Here is an 18,251-nt window from a genome sequence, read left to right on the forward strand (position 1 = left end):
AAAAACTGGTACACCCACCTTATATATGCCGGGTGTCCAAATCGCCGGGCGGTGCCCGGTGATCTTGCCCGCAGTCATCGTTTAACCTGAACCTGAGTTCGATTTTTGACCGCCAATCTCACACCTCCGCCTTCCGATATTTCGCCGGTCACCATCGAAGAGGAGATGCGGCGCAGCTATCTCGATTATGCCATGAGCGTGATCGTCAGCCGCGCGCTTCCCGACGTGCGCGACGGTCTGAAACCGGTGCATCGCCGAATCCTGTTCGCGATGAAGGAAGGCGGTTACGACAGCAACAAGCCCTACAAGAAGTCCGCTCGTATCGTCGGCGACGTGATGGGTAAGTACCACCCCCACGGCGACAGCGCGATCTACGATGCCATGGTCCGCATGGCCCAGGACTTCTCGATGCGCCTGCCGCTGATCGACGGGCAGGGAAATTTCGGATCGATGGACGGCGACCCGCCCGCAGCCATGCGCTATACCGAGGCGCGGCTGGCGAAGGCGGCGGAGAGCCTGCTCGACGACATCGACAAGGATACGGTCGACTTCCACCCCAACTACGACGAATCGTCGGCCGAGCCGGACGTCCTTCCCGCGCGTTTCCCGAACCTGCTGGTCAACGGCGCCGGCGGCATCGCGGTCGGCATGGCGACCAACATTCCTCCCCACAATCTGGGAGAGGTGATCGACGCCTGCTGCGCCTATATCGACGACAACGACGTCACTATCGAAGAACTGATGGAGCATGTGCCGGGTCCGGATTTCCCGACCGGCGCCCAGGTGATGGGCAAGGCCGGCATCCGGCAGGCCTACCACACCGGCCGCGGTTCGATCGTGATGCGCGGCAAGACCGAGATCGAGGAGATCCGCAAGGACCGCTGGGCCATCGTGATCAACGAGGTGCCCTACCAGGTCAACAAGGCCCGCATGATGGAGCGGATCGCCGAGGTCGTCCATGACAAGACGATCGAGGGGATCTCCGACCTGCGCGACGAGTCGGACCGCGACGGCGTGCGCGTCGTGATCGAGCTGAAGCGCGACGCCGTCGCCGACGTGGTGCTGAACCAGCTCTACCGCTACACCCCGCTGCAGACCTCGTTCGGGGTCAATGCGCTGGCGCTCAACGGCGGCCGGCCGGTGACGATGACCCTGAAGGACATCATCTCCGCCTTCGTCGCCTTCCGCGAGCAGGTCATCACCCGCCGGACCGAGTTCGAGCTGGGCAAGGCGCGGGAGAAGGCCCACACCCTGGTCGGCCTGGCGGTCGCGGTCGCCAACCTGGACGAGATGATCGCGCTGATCCGCCGGGCGCCCGATGCCGGCGTCGCGCGCGAGGAGATGATGGCCCGCGAGTGGCCGGCGGGCGACGTCGCGCCGCTGATCGCCCTGATCGACGAGCCGGGCAGGGCGGTCAGCCCGCAGGGCACCTACCGCCTGTCGGAGGCCCAGGCCCGGGCGATCCTGGAACTGCGGCTGAACCGCCTGACCGGCCTGGAGCGGGACAAGATCGGCGCCGACCTGCGCGAGGTCACGGACCGGATCGCCTATTATCTCGAAGTCCTGGCGTCGCGCACCCTGTTGCTGGAGATCCTGAGGACCGAGCTGCTGGAGATGAAGGAACGGTTCGGCACTCCCCGCCGGACCACCCTGATGGAGCTGGAGTTCGAATCCGACATAGAGGACCTGATCCAGCGCGAGGACATGGTCGTCACGGTCAGCCACTCCGGCTATATCAAGCGGGTCCCGGTCTCGACATACCGGGCGCAGAAGCGGGGCGGCAAGGGCCGCTCGGGCATGAGTATGAAGGCGGAGGATACGGTCCACGACCTGTTCGTCGCCAACACCCACACGCCCATGCTGTTCTTCTCCTCGCGCGGCATGGTCTACAAGCTGAAGGTCTGGCGCCTGCCGCTCGGTACGCCGCAGGCGCGCGGCAAGGCGCTGATCAACCTGCTGCCGCTGGTCGACGGCGAGACGATCTCGACCGTCATGCCCATGCCGGAGGACGAGACGACCTGGGGCGACCTGTGCGTCTTCTTCGCCACCAGCAAGGGCAACGTCCGCCGCAACAAGCTGTCGGACTTCACCAACATCCGGGCCAACGGCCTGATCGCGATGAAGCTGGAGGAAGAGGGCGAGCGGCTGATCGCGGTGCGGACCGGCACCGTGGATCAGGACGTGCTGCTGGCGACGCGCGGCGGCAAGTGCATCCGGTTCCAGGTCGACGACATCAGGATCTTCAGCGGCCGGACCTCCACGGGCGTCCGCGGCATCCGGCTGGCCGACGGCGACGAGGTGATCGGCATGTCAATGCTGAACCATGTCGACGCCGACGCGGACGAACGCGCCGCCTACCTGCGCCAGGCCAACGCCGAGCGCCGGGCGGCAGGCGAGGAGGCGTCGAGCGACGAAGCGCCCGATCCCGACGCGGAGGTCTCGACGAACATCGCCCTGTCGCCGGAGCGCTATGAGGAGATGCGGCGCAAGGAGGAGTTCATCCTGACCGTCTCCGAACGCGGATTCGGCAAGCGCACCTCCTCCTATGAATATCGGGTGACCGGTCGGGGCGGCCAGGGCATCTGGAATATCGAGATGAACGAGCGCAATGGTCCGGTCGTCGCCGCTTTCCCCGTCACGGATGACCATCAGGTCATGTTGGTGACTGATGGAGGGCAGATGATCCGGATGCCGATCCACGACGTCCGGATCGCCGGCCGCAAGACCCAGGGCGTCACCCTGTTCAGGGTGGCGCAGGGAGAGCGAGTCGTCTCGGTCGCGTGGCTGACCGAGGAGGCGGAAGCGGAGACCGCCGTGAGCGGGGGCGACGATGCGTCCCCCGAGTGATCGGCAGAGCAACGATCGGTGCAGGGGGCGGCAAGTTGAAGGGCGCCCCGACGTGAAGGGAAGAAGCGGCAGATGAGCAAACGGATCGGCGTCTATCCCGGGACATTCGACCCGGTCACCAACGGCCATATGGACATCATCCAGCGCGCCTCCCGCGTCTTGGACCACCTGATCGTGGGCGTCGCGCGCAATGCCGGGAAAGGCCCGCTCTTCTCCACCGAGGAGCGGGTCGCGATGGTCGAGGAGGATGTCGCCGCCTTGAAGCCTAACGGCACGAGGATCGAGGTGAGGCCGTTCGACAGCCTTCTGATGAAGTTCGCCGTGGACATGAACGCCTCGGTCATCATCCGCGGCCTGCGGGCGGTCTCGGACTTCGAGTACGAGTTCCAGATGGCCGGCATGAACGCCCGCCTGAACCCCAAGGTCGAGACAGTCTTCCTGATGGCGTCGGACCGCCACCAGTTCATCTCCTCGCGTTTCGTCAAGGAGATCGGCCGGCTCGGCGGCGACATCACGCATTTCGTCTCGCCCAGGGTCGCCGAACGGCTCGCCGCGCGCTTCGCCCAGGACGAAGGCGACGTGACCAAGCGCGTGCAGACCCTCAAGGTCTGACGCGCCCGCACCGTCGTCTCCGGGCGGATCAGGGTAAATGCAGGTTGACCGGAAGGGTCCCGGCCCCTATGTTCCGCCCCGACCCTGAGAGCGTGTAGCTCAGCTGGTAGAGCAACTGACTTTTAATCAGTAGGTCCTGGGTTCGAACCCCAGCGCGCTCACCAAAAAAGCCCCCGGAGACCAACGGTTTCCGGGGGCTTTTGGTTAGTCTGCATCAAGCTGCTTCAGCAGAGTTTCGGGCGGTACCGGCCAGTTGGTGAAGCAGCGCAGCACCGATCCGTCCAGGACACGCTCCAGCGACATGTCGCTGATCAACCCGCTCGTGACGATGCAGCGCTGGTACGTCCGAACCATGTGGCGCACACACAGGTACATCTTGGCTCGCGAGGCGGCGAAGGGGCGGATGTGGCGGCCTTCCGGCGACAGGCAGAATTCCGCCATGGCCGTGGGAACGCCCGGCCATTCCGGATCGAAGCAGTCGTCCAAGGCGACCACGCCCTGACCCGTGAGCAGGGGCGCGAAGTTGTTCAGGTCGTTCAGGACCGAGGGATGGTCATGGACGGCATCCAGGTGGAGGAAGCGGAGGCTGCCTCGCTCGACCATGTCAGGAGGTCCCTCCAGTTGCCGGAGATCCGTGGCGACGCATACCAGCCTGCTTCCGAGTTCCGGACAGCACCGGAGGATGTTCGCTTCGGCCACGGCCCGGGAAACCTCATGGAAGGCGTCGAAGCAGAACACGGTCTCGTCGGCGCGCGCCAGCAGGCCGAGCGCGACCGCGGACTTCCCCTTGTAGATCCCAAGCTCGCAGGTGTCGCCGCGGAATCCGCCTTGCTTCTGGATGAAGTCGATCAACCAAAACAGCAGGATGTCATGATTGTAGAACCAGCCTTCGATCTGGTCCTCGACATGCTCCTGATAGATCCGGAAGAGTCGGGAAACTTCCATGAAGCGGTCCAGTCAGCATCGTCCGCCCGGAGTGGCGTATCGCGGACCAGACTACCGCGCATTCGTAAACGAAAAGGGCGGACCGTAGAGCCTCGCAAGGCTCCCCAATCCGCCCCTCACGGCGGCGACCTGACGACTTCGCTTCAGTAACGCCGCAGCAGGCCCACCAGGCGGCCCTGGACGCGCACCCGGTCGGCACCGAAGATGCGGGTCTCGAAGGCCGGGTTCGCCGGTTCCAGCGCCACGGTCTGGCCCTTGCGCCGAAGGCGCTTCAAGGTCACCTCGTGCTCGTCGATCAGCGCCACGACGATCGTGCCGCTGTCGGCCATGTCGCACCGGTTGATGATGACCGTGTCGCCGTCCAGGATGCCGGCCTCGACCATGCTGTCACCGGCGACTTCCAGCGCGTAGTGGTCACCGGGGGGCAGCATCGTCGCCGGGACGTTGATCATGGCGCTGTTGTCGCGCAGCGCCTCGATCGGCGTACCGGCAGCGATCCGACCGTAGAGCGGAAGCTGGATCGCCTCGGCCTCGGTGCTGGCCTCGCGGCCGGCCAGGGCGCCGGTGAAATCGCCCTTGATGACGTTGGGCTGGAACTTCGGGCGGTCGGGCGCGCGCTGCTGCTGGCGGGCCGCACCGGCTTCCGCACCTTCCGGCAGCCGGAGCACCTCGAGCGCGCGGGCACGGTGGGGCAGGCGACGGATGAAACCGCGCTCCTCCAGCCCGGTGATCAGCCGGTGGATACCCGACTTCGACTTCAATCCCAGGGCATCCTTCATCTCGTCGAACGAGGGCGAGACCCCGCCTTCGCCCAGCCGGTCGTTGATGAAGAGCAGAAGCTCGTATTGTTTACGTGTCAGCATCTACGCCCCCTGCGCGCGGGACCAACCGGTCCAGAACAAAACAAAAACATCAATCTATGTTCTAGTTTGGTTCGCGGAAGGCGTCAAGCATTCGCTGAACATTTTTACCCTTGTCCGGCAGGTCCGGTCACCTAAAGACTCAGGACTCCGCCGCCCAGGGGAAGAAATTCGACAGTGTCGCCGGCCGATGCGGCCGGCGCGAAGGGCGGGCGGACCACCAGGCAGTCGGCCCGGGCAAGCACCGTCAGCAGCGAACTGTCCTGCGATTCGAAGGGGTTGGCGACCAGTTCGCCGTCCGGGCCGATACTCAGCGATGCCCTCAGGTAATCTTCGCGCTGGTCGTTCTGCTTGACGGGACGCCCCAGGACTGCGGTGCGGCGCGATCCTTCCTCCGCCGGAAGCCCGAGCAGGCGGCGGAGCGCCGGCCTGAGGAACAGGATGGCGCAGACCTGGCTCGACACCGGATTGCCGGGCAGGCCCAGGACCGGCACATCGCCCAGCCGGCCGAACATCAGCGGTTTGCCCGGCCGCATGGCGATCTTGTAGAAATCCAGGTCCATGCCGCGGTCGCCCAGCACGGCGCGCACGAGATCATACTCGCCCGCCGAGGCCCCGCCGGACGTGACCAGGATGTCCGCCCGCTCGGCACCCGCGACGAGTCGGGCCAGCGACTCCGGCGTGTCCAGGGCCACGCCCAGATTGACCGGAACGCCGCCGCAGGCCGTGATCAGGCCGGCCAGGGCGAAGGCGTTCGAGCTGACGATCTGGCCCGGCCCGAGAGCCTCCCCGGGAAGCACGATCTCGTCGCCCGTCGCCAGGATCGCGACCCGGGGGCGGCGGCGGACGCGGAGCCAGGGCCAGTTCATCGCGGCGGCAAGCCCGATGTCCCGCGCCGTGAGCATGCGTCCGGCCGGTATACCGACTTGCCCCTGCCGGAAATCGATCCCCGCCAGCCGGACATGCCGGTGGCGACCGACCGACCGGAGGACGGTGACCGTGGCGCCGTCCGACTCGGTGTCCTCCTGCATGACGACGGCGTCGGCCCCGTCGGGCATCGGCGCGCCCGTGAAGATCCTGACCGCCTCTCCCGGACCGACATGCCCCCTGAAGGCGTTTCCGGCCGGAGCTTCCCCGATGCGGCGCAGCTTCGCGGGGATCTGCGCCACGTCGGCGCACCGCACCGCATAGCCGTCCATCGCCGACATGGAGACCGGCGGCTGGGTGAGCCGGGCGGTCACGTCCTCCGCCGTCACGCGGCCGAGCGCCTCGGTCAGTCCGACCAGTTCGGCCGGCAGTGGCGACAAGGCGGCGAGGACGCGGGACCGTGCTTCGGCGACGGAGATCATCGCGGAGTCCCGTACTCGCCGCTCTTTCCGCCCGCCTTATGGGCCAGCCGCACGTCGCCGATGGTCATGGCGCGGTCCACCGCCTTGCACATGTCGTAGACGGTGAGAGCCGCGACCGACACGGCCGTCAGGGCCTCCATCTCGACGCCGGTGCGGCCCTTCAGCTTGCAGGTCGCCGTGATGTCCACGGCGTTGCGGCCGGGGTCGCAGGTCAGGTCCAGCTTGACCGAGGTCAGCGCCAGCGGGTGGCAGAGCGGGATCAGGTCGGGCGTCCGCTTGGCCGCCATGATCCCGGCGAGCCGCGCGACGGACAGCACGTCGCCCTTCTCCACCCCGCCGGACAGGATCAGGGCCAGGGTCTCCGCCGCCATGAAGACCGACCCGGTGGCGGTCGCCGTCCGCTCCGTCTCGTCCTTGTCGGAGACGTCGACCATCACGGCGCGTCCCTCGGCGTCGAAATGCGTGAAGCCGCCGGTCATGCGGCGGCCCGGCGGGTCAGCAGGGACCGGGTGGCCTCCGTCACATCGGACTGGCGCATCAGGCTCTCGCCGACCAGGAAGCAGCGGGCGCCGGCCCTGTCCATCCGCTCCAGGTCCTCGGGCCCGTAGAGACCGCTCTCGCTGACCAGCAGGCGGTCCGCGGGAACACGTGCCGCCAGTTCCTCCGTGACGGCAAGATCGACCGTCAACGTCTTGAGATTCCTGTTATTGATGCCGATCAGTTCACATGGAAGATCAAGTGCGCGGTCGAGTTCCACGCCGTCGTGGACCTCCACCAGGACGTCCATGCCGTAGCGAGCCGCCACCTCGGCCAACTCGCGGGCCGTCGCGTCGTCAAGGGCGGCCATGATCAGCAGGATGCAGTCGGCCCCCAGTGCCCGCGCTTCAACCACCTGATAAGGATCAAGCATGAAGTCCTTGCGAAGACACGGTAATTCGCAAGCCGCACGGGCTTCCACCAGGAATGAATCCTGGCCCTGGAAATAGGGGATGTCGGTCAGCACGGACAGGCACGCGGCCCCGCCGGCCTGATAGGCCCGCGCCAGCTCCGCCGGGTTGAAATCCTGCCGGATCAACCCTTTGCTCGGTGATGCTCGCTTGATTTCTGCGATCAGGCCATAGTCTCCCGAGGCCAGCTTCCGGCGCAGGGATGCCGTGAAGCCCCGCGGCGGGTCGGCCTTCAGGGCGGCGCGGTCGATCTCGGCGAAACTGCGCTCGGCGCGCCGCGCCGCCACATGGGCGCGCTTGTCGGCACAGATGCGGGTGAGGACGTCGCTCATGCCGAGCCTCCGCTGTTGGTGATGGCGATCAGGCGGTCGAGCACGGTCCGTGCGCGGCCACTGTCGATGGCGTCCCGGCCCAGGGCAACGGCTCCGGCCAGGTCCGGGGCCTTGCCGGCGACCAGCAGGGCCGCCGCGCTGTTCAGCAGCACGATGTCGCGGTAGGCCCCGTGGGCGCCGGCCAGGACCGCGTTCAGCGCCTCGGCGTTCGTCGCGGCGTCGCCGCCCTTAAGGTCGGAGGGACTGGACAGCAGCAGCCCGGCCTGCGACGGATCGATGTCGAACCGGGTGACCACGCCGTCCTTCAGCTGCGCCACATGGGAGGCGCCGGTGGTGGTCAGTTCGTCCAACCCATCGGAGCCGTGGACGACCCAGGCGGTTTCCGATCCCAGCCGGGCCAGGACCTGGGCGATCGGCTCCAGCCATTCCTTGGAGAAGACGCCGAGAAGCTGGCGCTTGGCGCCCGCCGGGTTCGACAGCGGCCCCATCAGGTTGAAGATCGTCCGGGTTCCCAACTCGACCCGCGTTCCCGCCACGTTGCGCATGGCCGTATGGTGCCTCGGCGCCATCAGGAAGCAGATGCCGATCTCGTCGAGCGCCCGCTGCACCAGGGCCATCTCGCACTCGATGTCGACGCCCAGCGCGGTCAGCACGTCGGCGGCGCCGGACTTGCTCGACGCCGCACGGTTGCCGTGCTTGGCGACCGGGACGCCGCAGGATGCCACCACCAGGGCCGTCGCGGTCGAGATGTTGTAGGTGCCGGACGCGTCGCCGCCCGTGCCGCAGGTGTCGATCGTTCCGGGAGGGGCCTTGATCGGCACCGCCTTGGCCCGCATGGTGCGGGCGGCGCCGGTGATCTCCTCCACCGTCTCGCCGCGCACCCGAAGCGCCATCAGGAAGCCGCCCATCTGCGCCGGCGTCGCGTTGCCCGACATGATGATGTCGAAGGCGAGCTCGGCCTCCGACTCGCCGAGGCGCCGGCCTGCGGCAACGCCGGCCAGGATCGCCTTCATGTCCGACATGTCGGCCGTCATGCCGCGTGCTCCGCCGGGGCGCCGGTCATCCGGACGAAGTTCGCCAGCAGCGCGTGGCCGTTCTCGGACGCGATGCTTTCCGGGTGGAACTGCACGCCGTGGATTGGCAGCTCGCGGTGCATCAGGCCCATGATCAGGCCGTCCTCGCTCTCCGCCGTCACCTTGAGCGAGTCGGGCAGGGTCTCGCGCTCGACGATCAGGGAATGGTAGCGGGTCGCCGGGAAGGGCGAGGGCAATCCCGCCAGCACGCTCTCTCCGGAATGGCTCATCATGCTGATCTTGCCGTGCATCGGCGCCGGCGCCCGGACCACGTGCCCGCCGAACGCCTGCCCGATGGCCTGATGGCCCAGGCAGACGCCCAGCAGCGGCAAGTGCCGTTCGGCGGCGGCGGCGATCATGTCCAGGCAGATGCCGGCCCTGTCGGGGTCGCAGGGACCGGGAGACAGCACGATGCCGTCGGGGCGCAGATCGAGCGCCTGTGCCACCGTCAGTGCGTCGTTGCGCTTCACCACGATCTCGGCGCCCAGTTCCCCCAGGAAATGGACGAGGTTGTAGGTGAAACTGTCATAATTGTCGATCAGCAGCAGCATGCGGCAATCCGCGGCAAACAAATGGGAAACAGTGAGCCGATACCCTACAAGGCGCGCCCGCGGATTTCCAGCGCGCCGCTTGGGCCGCGGCAGGGATCATAGGGCGGGGTTCATGGGGTTGGGCCTTGACCTTCCCACCACTGGAAGCCCCATATCGGGATGTGGCACGGGACGCATGGGCAAGCTCCGTGGAGTAACGATCCGTTAACGATCACGACCGATCGTAACGCGCTGTCGAATGGGGAACCTGGTCAATGAACATCGGAACGGCTTCGAAACGGTCGGGCGTACCGGCCAAGACGATCCGCTATTACGAGAGCATCGGCCTGATCTCGTCGGCAGGCCGAAGCTCCAACGGTTATCGCGTCTACACGGAGGAGGAGGTCCAGACCCTGCGCTTCGTGTCGCATGCCCGATCACTGGGGTTCTCCGTCCGGGACGTCGGCAGCCTGCTGGCCCTGTGGCGCGACCGCAGCCGGGCCAGCGCCGACGTGAAGGCCCTCGCGCGCGGCCACATCGCGGAGATCGACGCGAAGATCGCCGAACTGCGCAGCATCCGCGAATCGCTGCTCACGCTGGTGGACCGTTGCCACGGCGACGATCGACCGGACTGTCCCATCCTCGAATCGCTGGCGACACCCACGTCGGCGGAGCATTGCGCCTGACCCATGGCCTCTTCCAAGTCCAAACCGTCGAAACCGCGGCGCGCCCGGCCGAGATCCCTGCCCAGGGGAGTCGCGCTGAGGGCGCTCGGCGGCCGCATCAGGCCGGTGGCCCTGGCCGCCGCGGCGATCGCCGCCACGTTCGGAGCCGGCGCGATATTCGGCTTCGTGTACCGCCACGAGCCGGAGCGCCCCCCGGCACAGGTCGCGACCGTCCGTCCCGCGCCGGTGCGTCCGACCGCTCCGCGGATCGAGACGCCGCCGGTCGAACCTCCCCGTCTTTCCACGCCCGCGGAGGCCGTTCCGCCCGAGTCCCCGCCGCCGGCCCAGGCGGTCAAGCCGGTTCCGGCGCCGGCCATCCTGGCCTCCGTGCTGCCGCCGCCCATGGCGCCCGCCGTGCCGCCCGCCCAGGTGGCTCCCGGGACGCCCGCGTGGCTGAAGAACGCCCTGCCGTTCACGGTGCCCCATTCGGGTCCGATGATCGCGATCGTGATCGACGACATGGGGCTCGACCGCAAGAGGAGCGCCCGCGTCGTCGGGCTGCCGGGGCCGCTGACCCTGGCGTGGCTGCCCTATGCCAACGACCTGCCCCGGCAGACCCGGGCGGCCCGCGCGGCCGGGCACGAGTTGATGGTCCATATCCCGATGGAGCCCCAGGGCGGCGACATAGATCCCGGGCCGGGCGCCATGACGGTGAGCGCCGGCAGCGGAGAGCTGCTGCGGCGGCTCGAACAGGGCCTGAAGGCGTTCGACGGGTATATCGGCATCAACAACCACATGGGCAGCCGGTTCACCGAGGACCGGCCGGGCATGCGTACCGTCCTGTCGGAGCTTCACCGGCGCGGGCTGATGTTCCTGGACAGCCGCACCACGACGCGTAGCGTCGCCTCCGGCATCGCCCGCGAACTGCAGGTGCCGACCGTCGGCCGGGATGTCTTCCTGGACCACGACATGAGCCCCGCGTCGGTGCGGGCCAGCCTCGCGAAGGTCGAGGCCGTGGCCAGGCGGCAGGGCTACGCCGTCGCGATCGGCCACCCGCACGACGCCACGGTCGACGCGCTGGCGCAATGGCTTCCGGCCGTCGCTGCGCGCGGCTTCGCGCTGGTGCCCGTGAGCGCCGTCCTGAAGCACCGCCAGCCCAACGGCTGAAGCCCCACGGCTGAAGCGATGTCCACTATCCAACCAGAAGCACCGAGGAGAGAACCATGAGCACGACGTACAAGGTATCCGGAATGACCTGCGGCGGCTGCGCCCGGTCGGTCACCAATGCCATCATCGCCAAGGACGGGCAGGCGAAGGTCGAGGTCGACCTGGCGGCCGGTACCGTCGCGGTGGACGGCAGCCTGTCGGCGGACGCCGTCAAGGACGCTGTCGAAGGCGCCGGGTTCGATTTCGACGGCGTGGCGTCGGCGGCCTGACCGCCGTCGCCCGCTGCGCCGGGAGGAGCGGCCGGCTTCCCGCCGGCCGCGTCACCGCGATGGTCACCGCGACGAGGCGAACCTGACGGCCTCTTCCGCCGCACGGATCAGCGCGCGGGACTTGTTCACCGTTTCCTGGTACTCGGATTCCGGATCGCTGTCGGCGACCACGCCGCCGCCGGCCTGGACATGCATCACGCCGTCCTTCAGCACGGCGGTGCGCAGCGCGATGCAGGTATCCATGGCGCCGTTCGCGCCGAAATAGCCGACGCAGCCGCCATAGACCCCGCGCCGGGCCTTCTCCAGCTCGTCGATGATCTCCATGGCCCGCACCTTGGGCGCTCCCGATACCGTACCGGCGGGAAATCCTGCGAACAGCGCGTCCAGCGCGTCGTATTTCGGGTCGATCGTTCCTTCGACGTTCGAAACGATGTGCATGACGTGGGAGTAGTACTCGATCACCATGCGTTCCGTCACCGTCACGGAGCCGATCTCGGCCACGCGCCCGACATCGTTGCGGCCCAGGTCGAGCAGCATCAGGTGCTCCGACAGTTCCTTGGGATCGGACAGCAGGTCTGCCGCGAGGGCCTTGTCCTCCTCCGGCGTGGCGCCACGCTTGCGGGTGCCGGCGATCGGGCGGATCGTCACCTTGCCGTCCCGCAGCCGCACCAGGATCTCCGGGCTGGACCCGACGATGCTGAGATCCTCGAAATCCAGGTACAGCAGGAACGGCGACGGGTTCAGCCGCCGCAACGCCCGGTACAGGCTGAAGGGCGGCAGCTCGAACGGGACGCTGAACCGGTGCGAGGGCACGACCTGGAACACGTCGCCGGCCCGGATGTACTCCTTCGCCCGCTCGACGATCGCGTGATATTCCTCGCGCGTGGTGTTCGACACCGGCTCCGGCAGGGCCCGCGTCACCGCCGTCGCCTCGCGCCGGTAGGGCAGGTTGCGCTCCAGGTCCGAGATGGCGTCGCCCAGCCGCTCCAGGGCCAGGTCGTAGGCGGCCTCGGCATCCAGGCCGGCAGACGGCCAGACCGGCGTGACCAGGGTGATCTGGTTCTGGATCCCGTCGAACACCGCGATGATGGTCGGCCGCATCAGGATCGCGTCCGGAATGCCGAGCATGTCCGGGTTGTCGTCGGGTAGCCGCTCGATCAGCCGGACCATGTCGTAGCCCAGATAGCCGAACAGCCCGGCCGCCATGGGCGGCAGCTCGGCCGGCAGGTCGATCCGGCTTTCCGCCAGCAGTCCGCGCAAGGCCTGGAGCGGCGGCTCGCCGGTCGGCTCGAACGCCTGGGCGTCGAACCGGGCTCGCCGGTTGATCTCCACCTTGTCGCGCCGGCACCGCCAGATCAGGTCCGGTTTCAGCCCGATGAAGGAATATCGGCCGCGTACCTCGCCGCCGGTCACCGATTCCAGAAGGAAGCAGTTCTTCTGGCCATCGGCCAGCTTGATCATGGCCGAGACCGGGGTTTCGAGGTCGCTGACCAGCGTGGTCCAGACGACCTGGGGACGGCCGGCCCCGTAGGTTTCGACAAAGCCGGGACGGGCGGGCAGGGCCTTCATGGTGGATCAGTTCCGCTGGAACAGGGAGTCGACGGTGGACTGGTGGATCGACACCGCATGGCTCTGACGCAGCGCGTCGGTGAACTGGGCCAGAAGGTCGCCCGCGACGGCCTGCTGGACGCCCTGGCGGAGCTGCGCCACCTGCGGTTCCGACGCGGCCGGATCGGCCTGCTGGATGTCGCGGAGGCGGATAACCAGCTGCCCGTCCTGGGTCGGCGCCACCGCGACCTCCCCCTGGGCCATCTCGAAGAGCTGCTGGACGGAAGCGGGCGGCAGGCCGCCGGTTTCGCGGCCGGCCCGGGTCAGGGGCGGGGTCACGCCCTCGATGGCGCCCGGCACCAGGGATGCCGCCTCGGTGGCCGGCGTGCCGGCCCGCAGCCGCTCAGCCACTTCCTCGGCGCGCTGGGCCGCCAGCTTGGAGCGTTGCTCGGCCTGCCAGGCGGCGACCACCTCGTCGCGGATGGCGTCGAGCGGCCGGAGCGCCGCCGGGGTGATGGCGTCGACCCGGGCGATGAAATAGTCGCCGCCCTGGATCTCGGTCAGATTGCCGGTTCCGCCCTGCTGAAGCGCGAAAGCCGCCTGGGCGATCTGCTGGGCGCCGGGCAACCCTTCCACCGCGCCGCCGTCCGGCCGCCGGCCGGTCGCGTCGATCGCCTCGACCTGGGTCACGCGGAGGCCGAGCCGCTGGGCCGTGTCCTCGATGCTGGCACCGCCGGCCAGCTCGTCCTCGACCTTGTTGGCCAGTTCGTAGACCTGGTCCACCGCGCGGTCGCGCTTCAGCTCGGCCAGGAGAGTGTCCCGCACCTGCTCGAAGGTCTGCACGCTGCCCGGCTCGACATCCTTGACCCGCATGACATGCCAGCCGAGAGGGCTCTGGATCGGAGCGCTGACCGCCCCTTCCTGGAGGGCGAACACCGGTTCGGCCAGTTCGCCGAGCAGATCCTCGCGGGCGAGGCCGTTGAGCGTCAGCACCTCCGCACCGGCGCCCGCCGCCGCCTCCTCGAGGGTCTGGCCCTGGCCGAGGGACGTTTCGATCTTCCGCGCGGTCTCTTCGTCCTGGACCAGGACCTGGTCGACGGTCCGGCGCTCGGGCGTCTGGAACTCGGCGGCCCGGGCATCGTAGGCGGCCCGCAGGTCCTCGTCGGAAACGGCGATCTCGCCGGCGACGTCGTCGGCCGTCAGCAGGGCGACCGTCAGCTTGCGGTACTCCGGCGCGGTGAAGCGGACCGCCTTCTCCTGATGGAAGGCGGCCAGGGCGGCATCGTCGGGCACGCCGACGTCGCCCATGGTGGCGTTGGGCACCAGGATCGTCTCGGCGACCCGACGCTCGGCCTGCCGGCGGAACAGGTCCTCGACCAGCGGCGCCGGGGCCTGGGCGCCCGCGGCCACCGCGCCGACCAGCTGGGTCCGCTTGATCTCCGAGCGCAGGATCTGGACGTAGCCTTCCTCGGTCAGCTGATTGGCGGCCAGGATGCGGCGGAACTGGTCCGGATCGAACTGGCCGAGCTGGTTGCGGAACGCCGGCTCCTCGCGCAGTTCGCTCAGCACGAGCTGGTCGCTGACCCGCAGCCCGGCCTCGTCGGCCGCCTGGCTCAGCAGGGTCCGCTGGACGAGCTGCTCCAGCGTCTGGTCGACCAAGCCCAGCTGGCGGGCCTGCTCGGCGTCGATCTGGCCGCCCAACATCTGGCGCAGCCTGTTCAGCTCCTGGCGGAAGGCGTTGTCCAGTTCCTGGGTCGAGATCTTCACGTCCCCGACCTCGGCCACGGTGGTGTCGGTCCGGCCACGGAAGATGTCGCCGATGCCCCATACCGCGAAGCTGAGGATCAGGAGGACGAACAGGATCTTGACGACCCATGAACCGACGGTGCTGCGCAGGGCTTGAAGCATGTTCCAACGTCTTGAAAGCGGGGCCGGTCGGACCGGCAATTATGACTACGTTGCGACGGCGCCGCCGCGATGGCGCGGCATCATAGGTGCCGGTCCCCATAGCGGCAACAGAGGATTTCCCGGGGCACCCCCCCCCGCCGGGACCGCCGGCGGATGCGCGCCGGTGTGGAATTGCGCGCCCGCGCTTGCTAGACAGCGTCCCACATTCGCTGCAACCCACGACGAGATGGAGCCCATGCCCGCACGCCGCAAGCTGATCGCCGGAAACTGGAAGATGAACGGCCTCCACGCCGCCGGGCTGGAACTGGCGACCGACCTGGCCCGCCGGCTGGCCTCGGCCGGGACGGTCGGTTTCGACATGCTGGTCTGCCCGCCCGCCACCCTCGTCCATCCTGTCGCCGGCGCCGTCGCCGGTACGCCTCTCGCGGTCGGCGGCCAGGACTGCCACCCGAAGGAATCGGGCGCCCATACCGGCGACATCGGCGCCCCGATGCTGGCGGACGCGGGCGCCGGATTCGTCATCGTCGGGCATTCCGAGCGGCGGCAGAACCATGGCGAGGACGACGCCCTGGTCGCGGCCAAGGCGGCGGCCGCCCATGCCGCCGGTCTGGTCGCCATCGTCTGCGTCGGCGAGACGCTGGAGCAGCGGGAAGCGGGGCAGGCGCTGGCCGTCGTGGCCTCCCAGGTGGCGGGATCGCTCCCGGCGGGCGCCGACGCCGCGAACACGGTCATCGCCTACGAGCCGGTCTGGGCCATCGGCACGGGCAAGACCGCGACGGCCGCCGACGTGGCCGAGGTGCACGCCCATATCCGCGCCACCCTCGCCGGCCGGGCCGGGAAGCCCGACGCGGTGCGCATCCTGTACGGCGGTTCGGTGAAGCCGTCCAACGCCGCGGAACTGATGGCGGTCGAGGACGTGGACGGTGCCCTGGTCGGGGGCGCCAGCCTGGTGGCCGACGATTTTTGGGCGATCGCGGAAACTTGCCGCTAGCGAAACCGGCGACGAGTTAGTAAATATCGGCCGGAGGCGCGCCATGCCCATCCGAAAGGGGCGGCTGGCGCGCTTATCGGTTTTTGAGAATGGTTTTCTTTTCAGAGAAGGTTTCCGAACCATGGAAGCAGTGGTTCTGGTCGTGCACCTGCTGATCGCGATCTCGCTGATCGGCGTGGTGCTGGTGCAGAAATCGGAAGGCGGCGGGCTGGGCATCGGCGGCGGCGGTGGCGGCGGCATGATGTCGGCCCGCGGCACGGCGAACCTGCTGACCCGCACCACCGCGATCCTGGCGGGCTGCTTCATGCTGACGAGCCTTGTCCTGGCGGTGATGGCGGGCAGCCATTCCAGCCCGCGGTCGATTATCGATTCGATGCCGCCGGCGCCCCAGCAGTCGGCTCCCCCGGCGGACGCCCCGCCGGCACCTCCCGCCGCACCGTCGGCGCCCGTCTCCCAGTAGGCGGCAGGGGCCCGGAAGCAGGGCCGGGCATCAAGTGGTCGGGAGGCGGCTGGTCGGCCGCCTCTCTCATTTCAGGCACAGTGTTCACTCCCGGATCGGCAAGGCACCATGACTCGGTACATTTTCATTACCGGCGGCGTCGTCTCCTCGCTCGGCAAAGGCCTCGCCTCGGCGGCCCTCGGCGCGCTGCTCCAGGCGCGCGGCTTCAAGGTCCGCCTGCGCAAGCTCGACCCCTACCTCAACGTCGATCCGGGCACCATGAGCCCGTACCAGCACGGCGAGGTCTACGTCACCGACGACGGGGCGGAGACCGACCTCGATCTCGGCCATTATGAGCGATTCACCGGCGTCTCGGCCCGCCGGAGCGACAACGTCACCACCGGGCGGATCTATTCCACCGTGATTCAGCGCGAGCGGCGCGGCGACTATCTGGGCGCCACCGTCCAGGTCATCCCGCACGTGACCGACGCCATCAAGGAGTTCATCCGGGCAGACATCACGGACGAGGACTTCGTCCTGTGCGAGATCGGCGGCACCGTCGGCGACATCGAGAGCACGCCCTTCCTCGAGGCGATCCGCCAGTTCGGCAACGAGGTCGGGACCGACCGCGCGCTGTTCATCCACCTGACGCTGCTGCCTTACATCCCGTCGGCCGGCGAGCTGAAGACCAAGCCGACCCAGCACTCGGTGAAGGAACTGCTGAGCGTCGGGATCCAGCCGACGATACTGCTGTGCCGCGCCGACCGGCCGATCCCGGAGAGCGAGCGCCGGAAGATCGGCCTGTTCTGCAACATCCGGCAGGAGAGGGTGATCGCGGCGCTCGACGTGGACACGATCTACGCGGTTCCGATCAGCTACCACGAGCAGGGCTTCGACGTCCAGGTGCTGAGCTATTTCGGCCTGCCCCACGACGGCGAGCCGGACCTGAGCCGCTGGCGCCGGATCGTGCAGACGGTCCGCCAGCCCGAGGGCGAGGTGACCATCGCCGTGGTCGGCAAGTACACCAGCCTGCTCGACAGCTACAAGTCGCTGGCCGAGGCGCTGATCCACGGCGGCATCGCCAACAATGTCCGGGTCAAGCTGGACTGGATCGACGCGGAGATCTTCGAGTCCGACGACGCGGTCCAGCATCTGGAGCATGTCCACGGCATCCTGGTGCCCGGCGGTTTCGGCGAGCGCGGCTCGGAAGGCAAGATCCGGGCGGTGCAATTCGCCCGCGAGCACAAGGTGCCCTATTTCGGCATCTGCTTCGGCATGCAGATGGCGGTGATCGAGGCGGCGCGGCACATGGCAGACGTGCCGAACGCGGGCTCGACCGAGTTCGGCCGCGACGTCGTCCCCGTTGTCGGCCTGATGACCGAGTGGCAGCGCGGCAATCAGACCGAGTTCCGCACCGGCGGCGACGACCTGGGCGGCACCATGCGGCTGGGTGCCTATCCCTGCCGTCTGGTCGAGGGATCGAAGATCCGCGAGATCTATGAGTCGGAAACGATCAGCGAGCGGCACCGTCACCGCTACGAAGTCAACATCAACTTCCGTGGCCAGCTGGAATCGGCGGGCCTGCTGTTCTCTGGCCTGTCGCCCGACGGGACCCTGCCGGAGATCGTCGAGCTGCCGGGCCACCCCTGGTTCGTCGGCGTTCAGTTCCATCCCGAGCTGAAGTCGAAGCCGCTGAACCCGCACCCGCTGTTCACCGACTTCATCCGGGCCGCGATCGAGCAGAGCCGACTGGTCTGATCCGTCGTGTC

17 protein-coding genes and 1 tRNA gene are annotated in these 18,251 nt (G+C 68.2%); 9 read left to right on the forward strand and 9 right to left on the reverse strand.

Going from position 1 to position 18,251, the window contains the following annotated elements; all coding sequences use genetic code 11:
• The first annotated feature begins 165 nt into the window (after positions 1-165).
• The 3 genes from gyrA to JL101_RS12135 all read left to right on the forward strand — a co-directional run bounded on the left by gyrA (position 166) and on the right by JL101_RS12135 (position 3,623).
• Positions 166-2,847 carry a DNA gyrase subunit A gene (gyrA, locus tag JL101_RS12125; protein ID WP_407697426.1) on the forward strand — a complete coding sequence of 894 codons (2,682 nt, stop codon included), beginning with the start codon at positions 166-168 and terminating at the stop codon, positions 2,845-2,847.
• A 72-nt stretch (positions 2,848-2,919) separates the two neighbouring features.
• Positions 2,920-3,459, forward strand: coding sequence for a pantetheine-phosphate adenylyltransferase (coaD, locus tag JL101_RS12130; RefSeq protein WP_203095291.1), 540 nt, complete (start codon positions 2,920-2,922; stop codon positions 3,457-3,459).
• An 88-nt stretch (positions 3,460-3,547) separates the two neighbouring features.
• A tRNA-Lys gene (locus tag JL101_RS12135) sits at positions 3,548-3,623 on the forward strand.
• 40 nt (positions 3,624-3,663) lie between these two features.
• Here the strand turns inward: JL101_RS12135 and JL101_RS12140 are convergent.
• The 7 genes from JL101_RS12140 to JL101_RS12170 form a co-directional block, all read right to left on the reverse strand.
• On the reverse strand, positions 3,664-4,404 hold the full coding sequence (locus JL101_RS12140; RefSeq protein WP_203095292.1) for a class I SAM-dependent methyltransferase: 741 nt from the start codon (positions 4,402-4,404) through the stop codon (positions 3,664-3,666).
• Between the two features lie 143 nt (positions 4,405-4,547).
• Positions 4,548-5,267 (reverse strand): transcriptional repressor LexA, encoded by a 720-nt coding sequence (lexA, locus tag JL101_RS12145; protein WP_203095293.1) that lies wholly within the window; start codon positions 5,265-5,267, stop codon positions 4,548-4,550.
• Between the two features lie 131 nt (positions 5,268-5,398).
• Complete coding sequence (locus JL101_RS12150; RefSeq protein WP_203095294.1) at positions 5,399-6,613, reverse strand: molybdopterin molybdotransferase MoeA; 1,215 nt, start codon at positions 6,611-6,613, stop codon at positions 5,399-5,401.
• A complete protein-coding gene (gene moaC, locus JL101_RS12155) occupies positions 6,610-7,092 on the reverse strand; it encodes a cyclic pyranopterin monophosphate synthase MoaC (RefSeq protein WP_203095295.1) in 483 nt (160 codons plus the stop codon). The genes JL101_RS12150 and moaC overlap by 4 nt, the downstream gene beginning before the upstream one ends.
• A complete protein-coding gene (gene trpC, locus JL101_RS12160; RefSeq protein WP_203095296.1) occupies positions 7,089-7,892 on the reverse strand; it encodes an indole-3-glycerol phosphate synthase TrpC in 804 nt (267 codons plus the stop codon). Before trpC ends, moaC begins: the two co-directional genes overlap by 4 nt.
• Positions 7,889-8,926 carry an anthranilate phosphoribosyltransferase gene (trpD, locus tag JL101_RS12165; protein ID WP_203095297.1) on the reverse strand — a complete coding sequence of 346 codons (1,038 nt, stop codon included), beginning with the start codon at positions 8,924-8,926 and terminating at the stop codon, positions 7,889-7,891. Before trpD ends, trpC begins: the two co-directional genes overlap by 4 nt.
• Entirely contained in the window at positions 8,923-9,516 is a 594-nt protein-coding gene (locus JL101_RS12170) for an anthranilate synthase component II (protein WP_203095298.1), read from the reverse strand. Before JL101_RS12170 ends, trpD begins: the two co-directional genes overlap by 4 nt.
• A 254-nt stretch (positions 9,517-9,770) precedes the next feature.
• On the opposite strand from JL101_RS12170, the gene cueR reads away from it, so the two are divergent.
• From cueR to JL101_RS12185, 3 genes are read left to right on the forward strand one after another with little or no spacing between them, the layout of a single operon-like run.
• Positions 9,771-10,181, forward strand: coding sequence for a Cu(I)-responsive transcriptional regulator (gene cueR, locus JL101_RS12175; RefSeq protein ID WP_203095299.1), 411 nt, complete (start codon positions 9,771-9,773; stop codon positions 10,179-10,181).
• 3 nt (positions 10,182-10,184) lie between these two features.
• Positions 10,185-11,327: a divergent polysaccharide deacetylase family protein gene (locus JL101_RS12180; RefSeq protein WP_203095300.1), complete on the forward strand. Its 1,143-nt coding sequence runs from the start codon at positions 10,185-10,187 to the stop codon at positions 11,325-11,327.
• A gap of 56 nt (positions 11,328-11,383) precedes the next feature.
• A complete protein-coding gene (locus JL101_RS12185) occupies positions 11,384-11,596 on the forward strand; it encodes a heavy-metal-associated domain-containing protein (protein ID WP_203095301.1) in 213 nt (70 codons plus the stop codon).
• A gap of 63 nt (positions 11,597-11,659) precedes the next feature.
• On the opposite strand, the gene trpE is transcribed toward JL101_RS12185, so the two are convergent.
• Positions 11,660-13,165: an anthranilate synthase component I gene (gene trpE, locus JL101_RS12190; RefSeq protein WP_203095302.1), complete on the reverse strand. Its 1,506-nt coding sequence runs from the start codon at positions 13,163-13,165 to the stop codon at positions 11,660-11,662.
• A gap of 6 nt (positions 13,166-13,171) precedes the next feature.
• A complete protein-coding gene (locus tag JL101_RS12195; protein ID WP_203095303.1) occupies positions 13,172-15,052 on the reverse strand; it encodes a peptidylprolyl isomerase in 1,881 nt (626 codons plus the stop codon).
• 235 nt (positions 15,053-15,287) lie between these two features.
• Here JL101_RS12195 and tpiA point away from each other — a divergent pair, with 235 nt between their 5' ends.
• The 3 genes from tpiA to JL101_RS12210 all read left to right on the forward strand — a co-directional run bounded on the left by tpiA (position 15,288) and on the right by JL101_RS12210 (position 18,240).
• Positions 15,288-16,043 (forward strand): triose-phosphate isomerase, encoded by a 756-nt coding sequence (gene tpiA, locus JL101_RS12200; RefSeq protein ID WP_203095304.1) that lies wholly within the window; start codon positions 15,288-15,290, stop codon positions 16,041-16,043.
• A 121-nt stretch (positions 16,044-16,164) separates the two neighbouring features.
• A complete protein-coding gene (gene secG, locus JL101_RS12205; RefSeq protein WP_203095305.1) occupies positions 16,165-16,503 on the forward strand; it encodes a preprotein translocase subunit SecG in 339 nt (112 codons plus the stop codon).
• 108 nt (positions 16,504-16,611) lie between these two features.
• Complete coding sequence (locus JL101_RS12210) at positions 16,612-18,240, forward strand: CTP synthase (RefSeq protein WP_203095306.1); 1,629 nt, start codon at positions 16,612-16,614, stop codon at positions 18,238-18,240.
• The last annotated feature ends 11 nt before the right edge of the window (positions 18,241-18,251 follow it).

This window comes from Skermanella rosea (genome assembly GCF_016806835.2).
In the GTDB taxonomy this organism is placed as follows: Bacteria; Pseudomonadota; Alphaproteobacteria; order Azospirillales; family Azospirillaceae; genus Skermanella; species Skermanella rosea.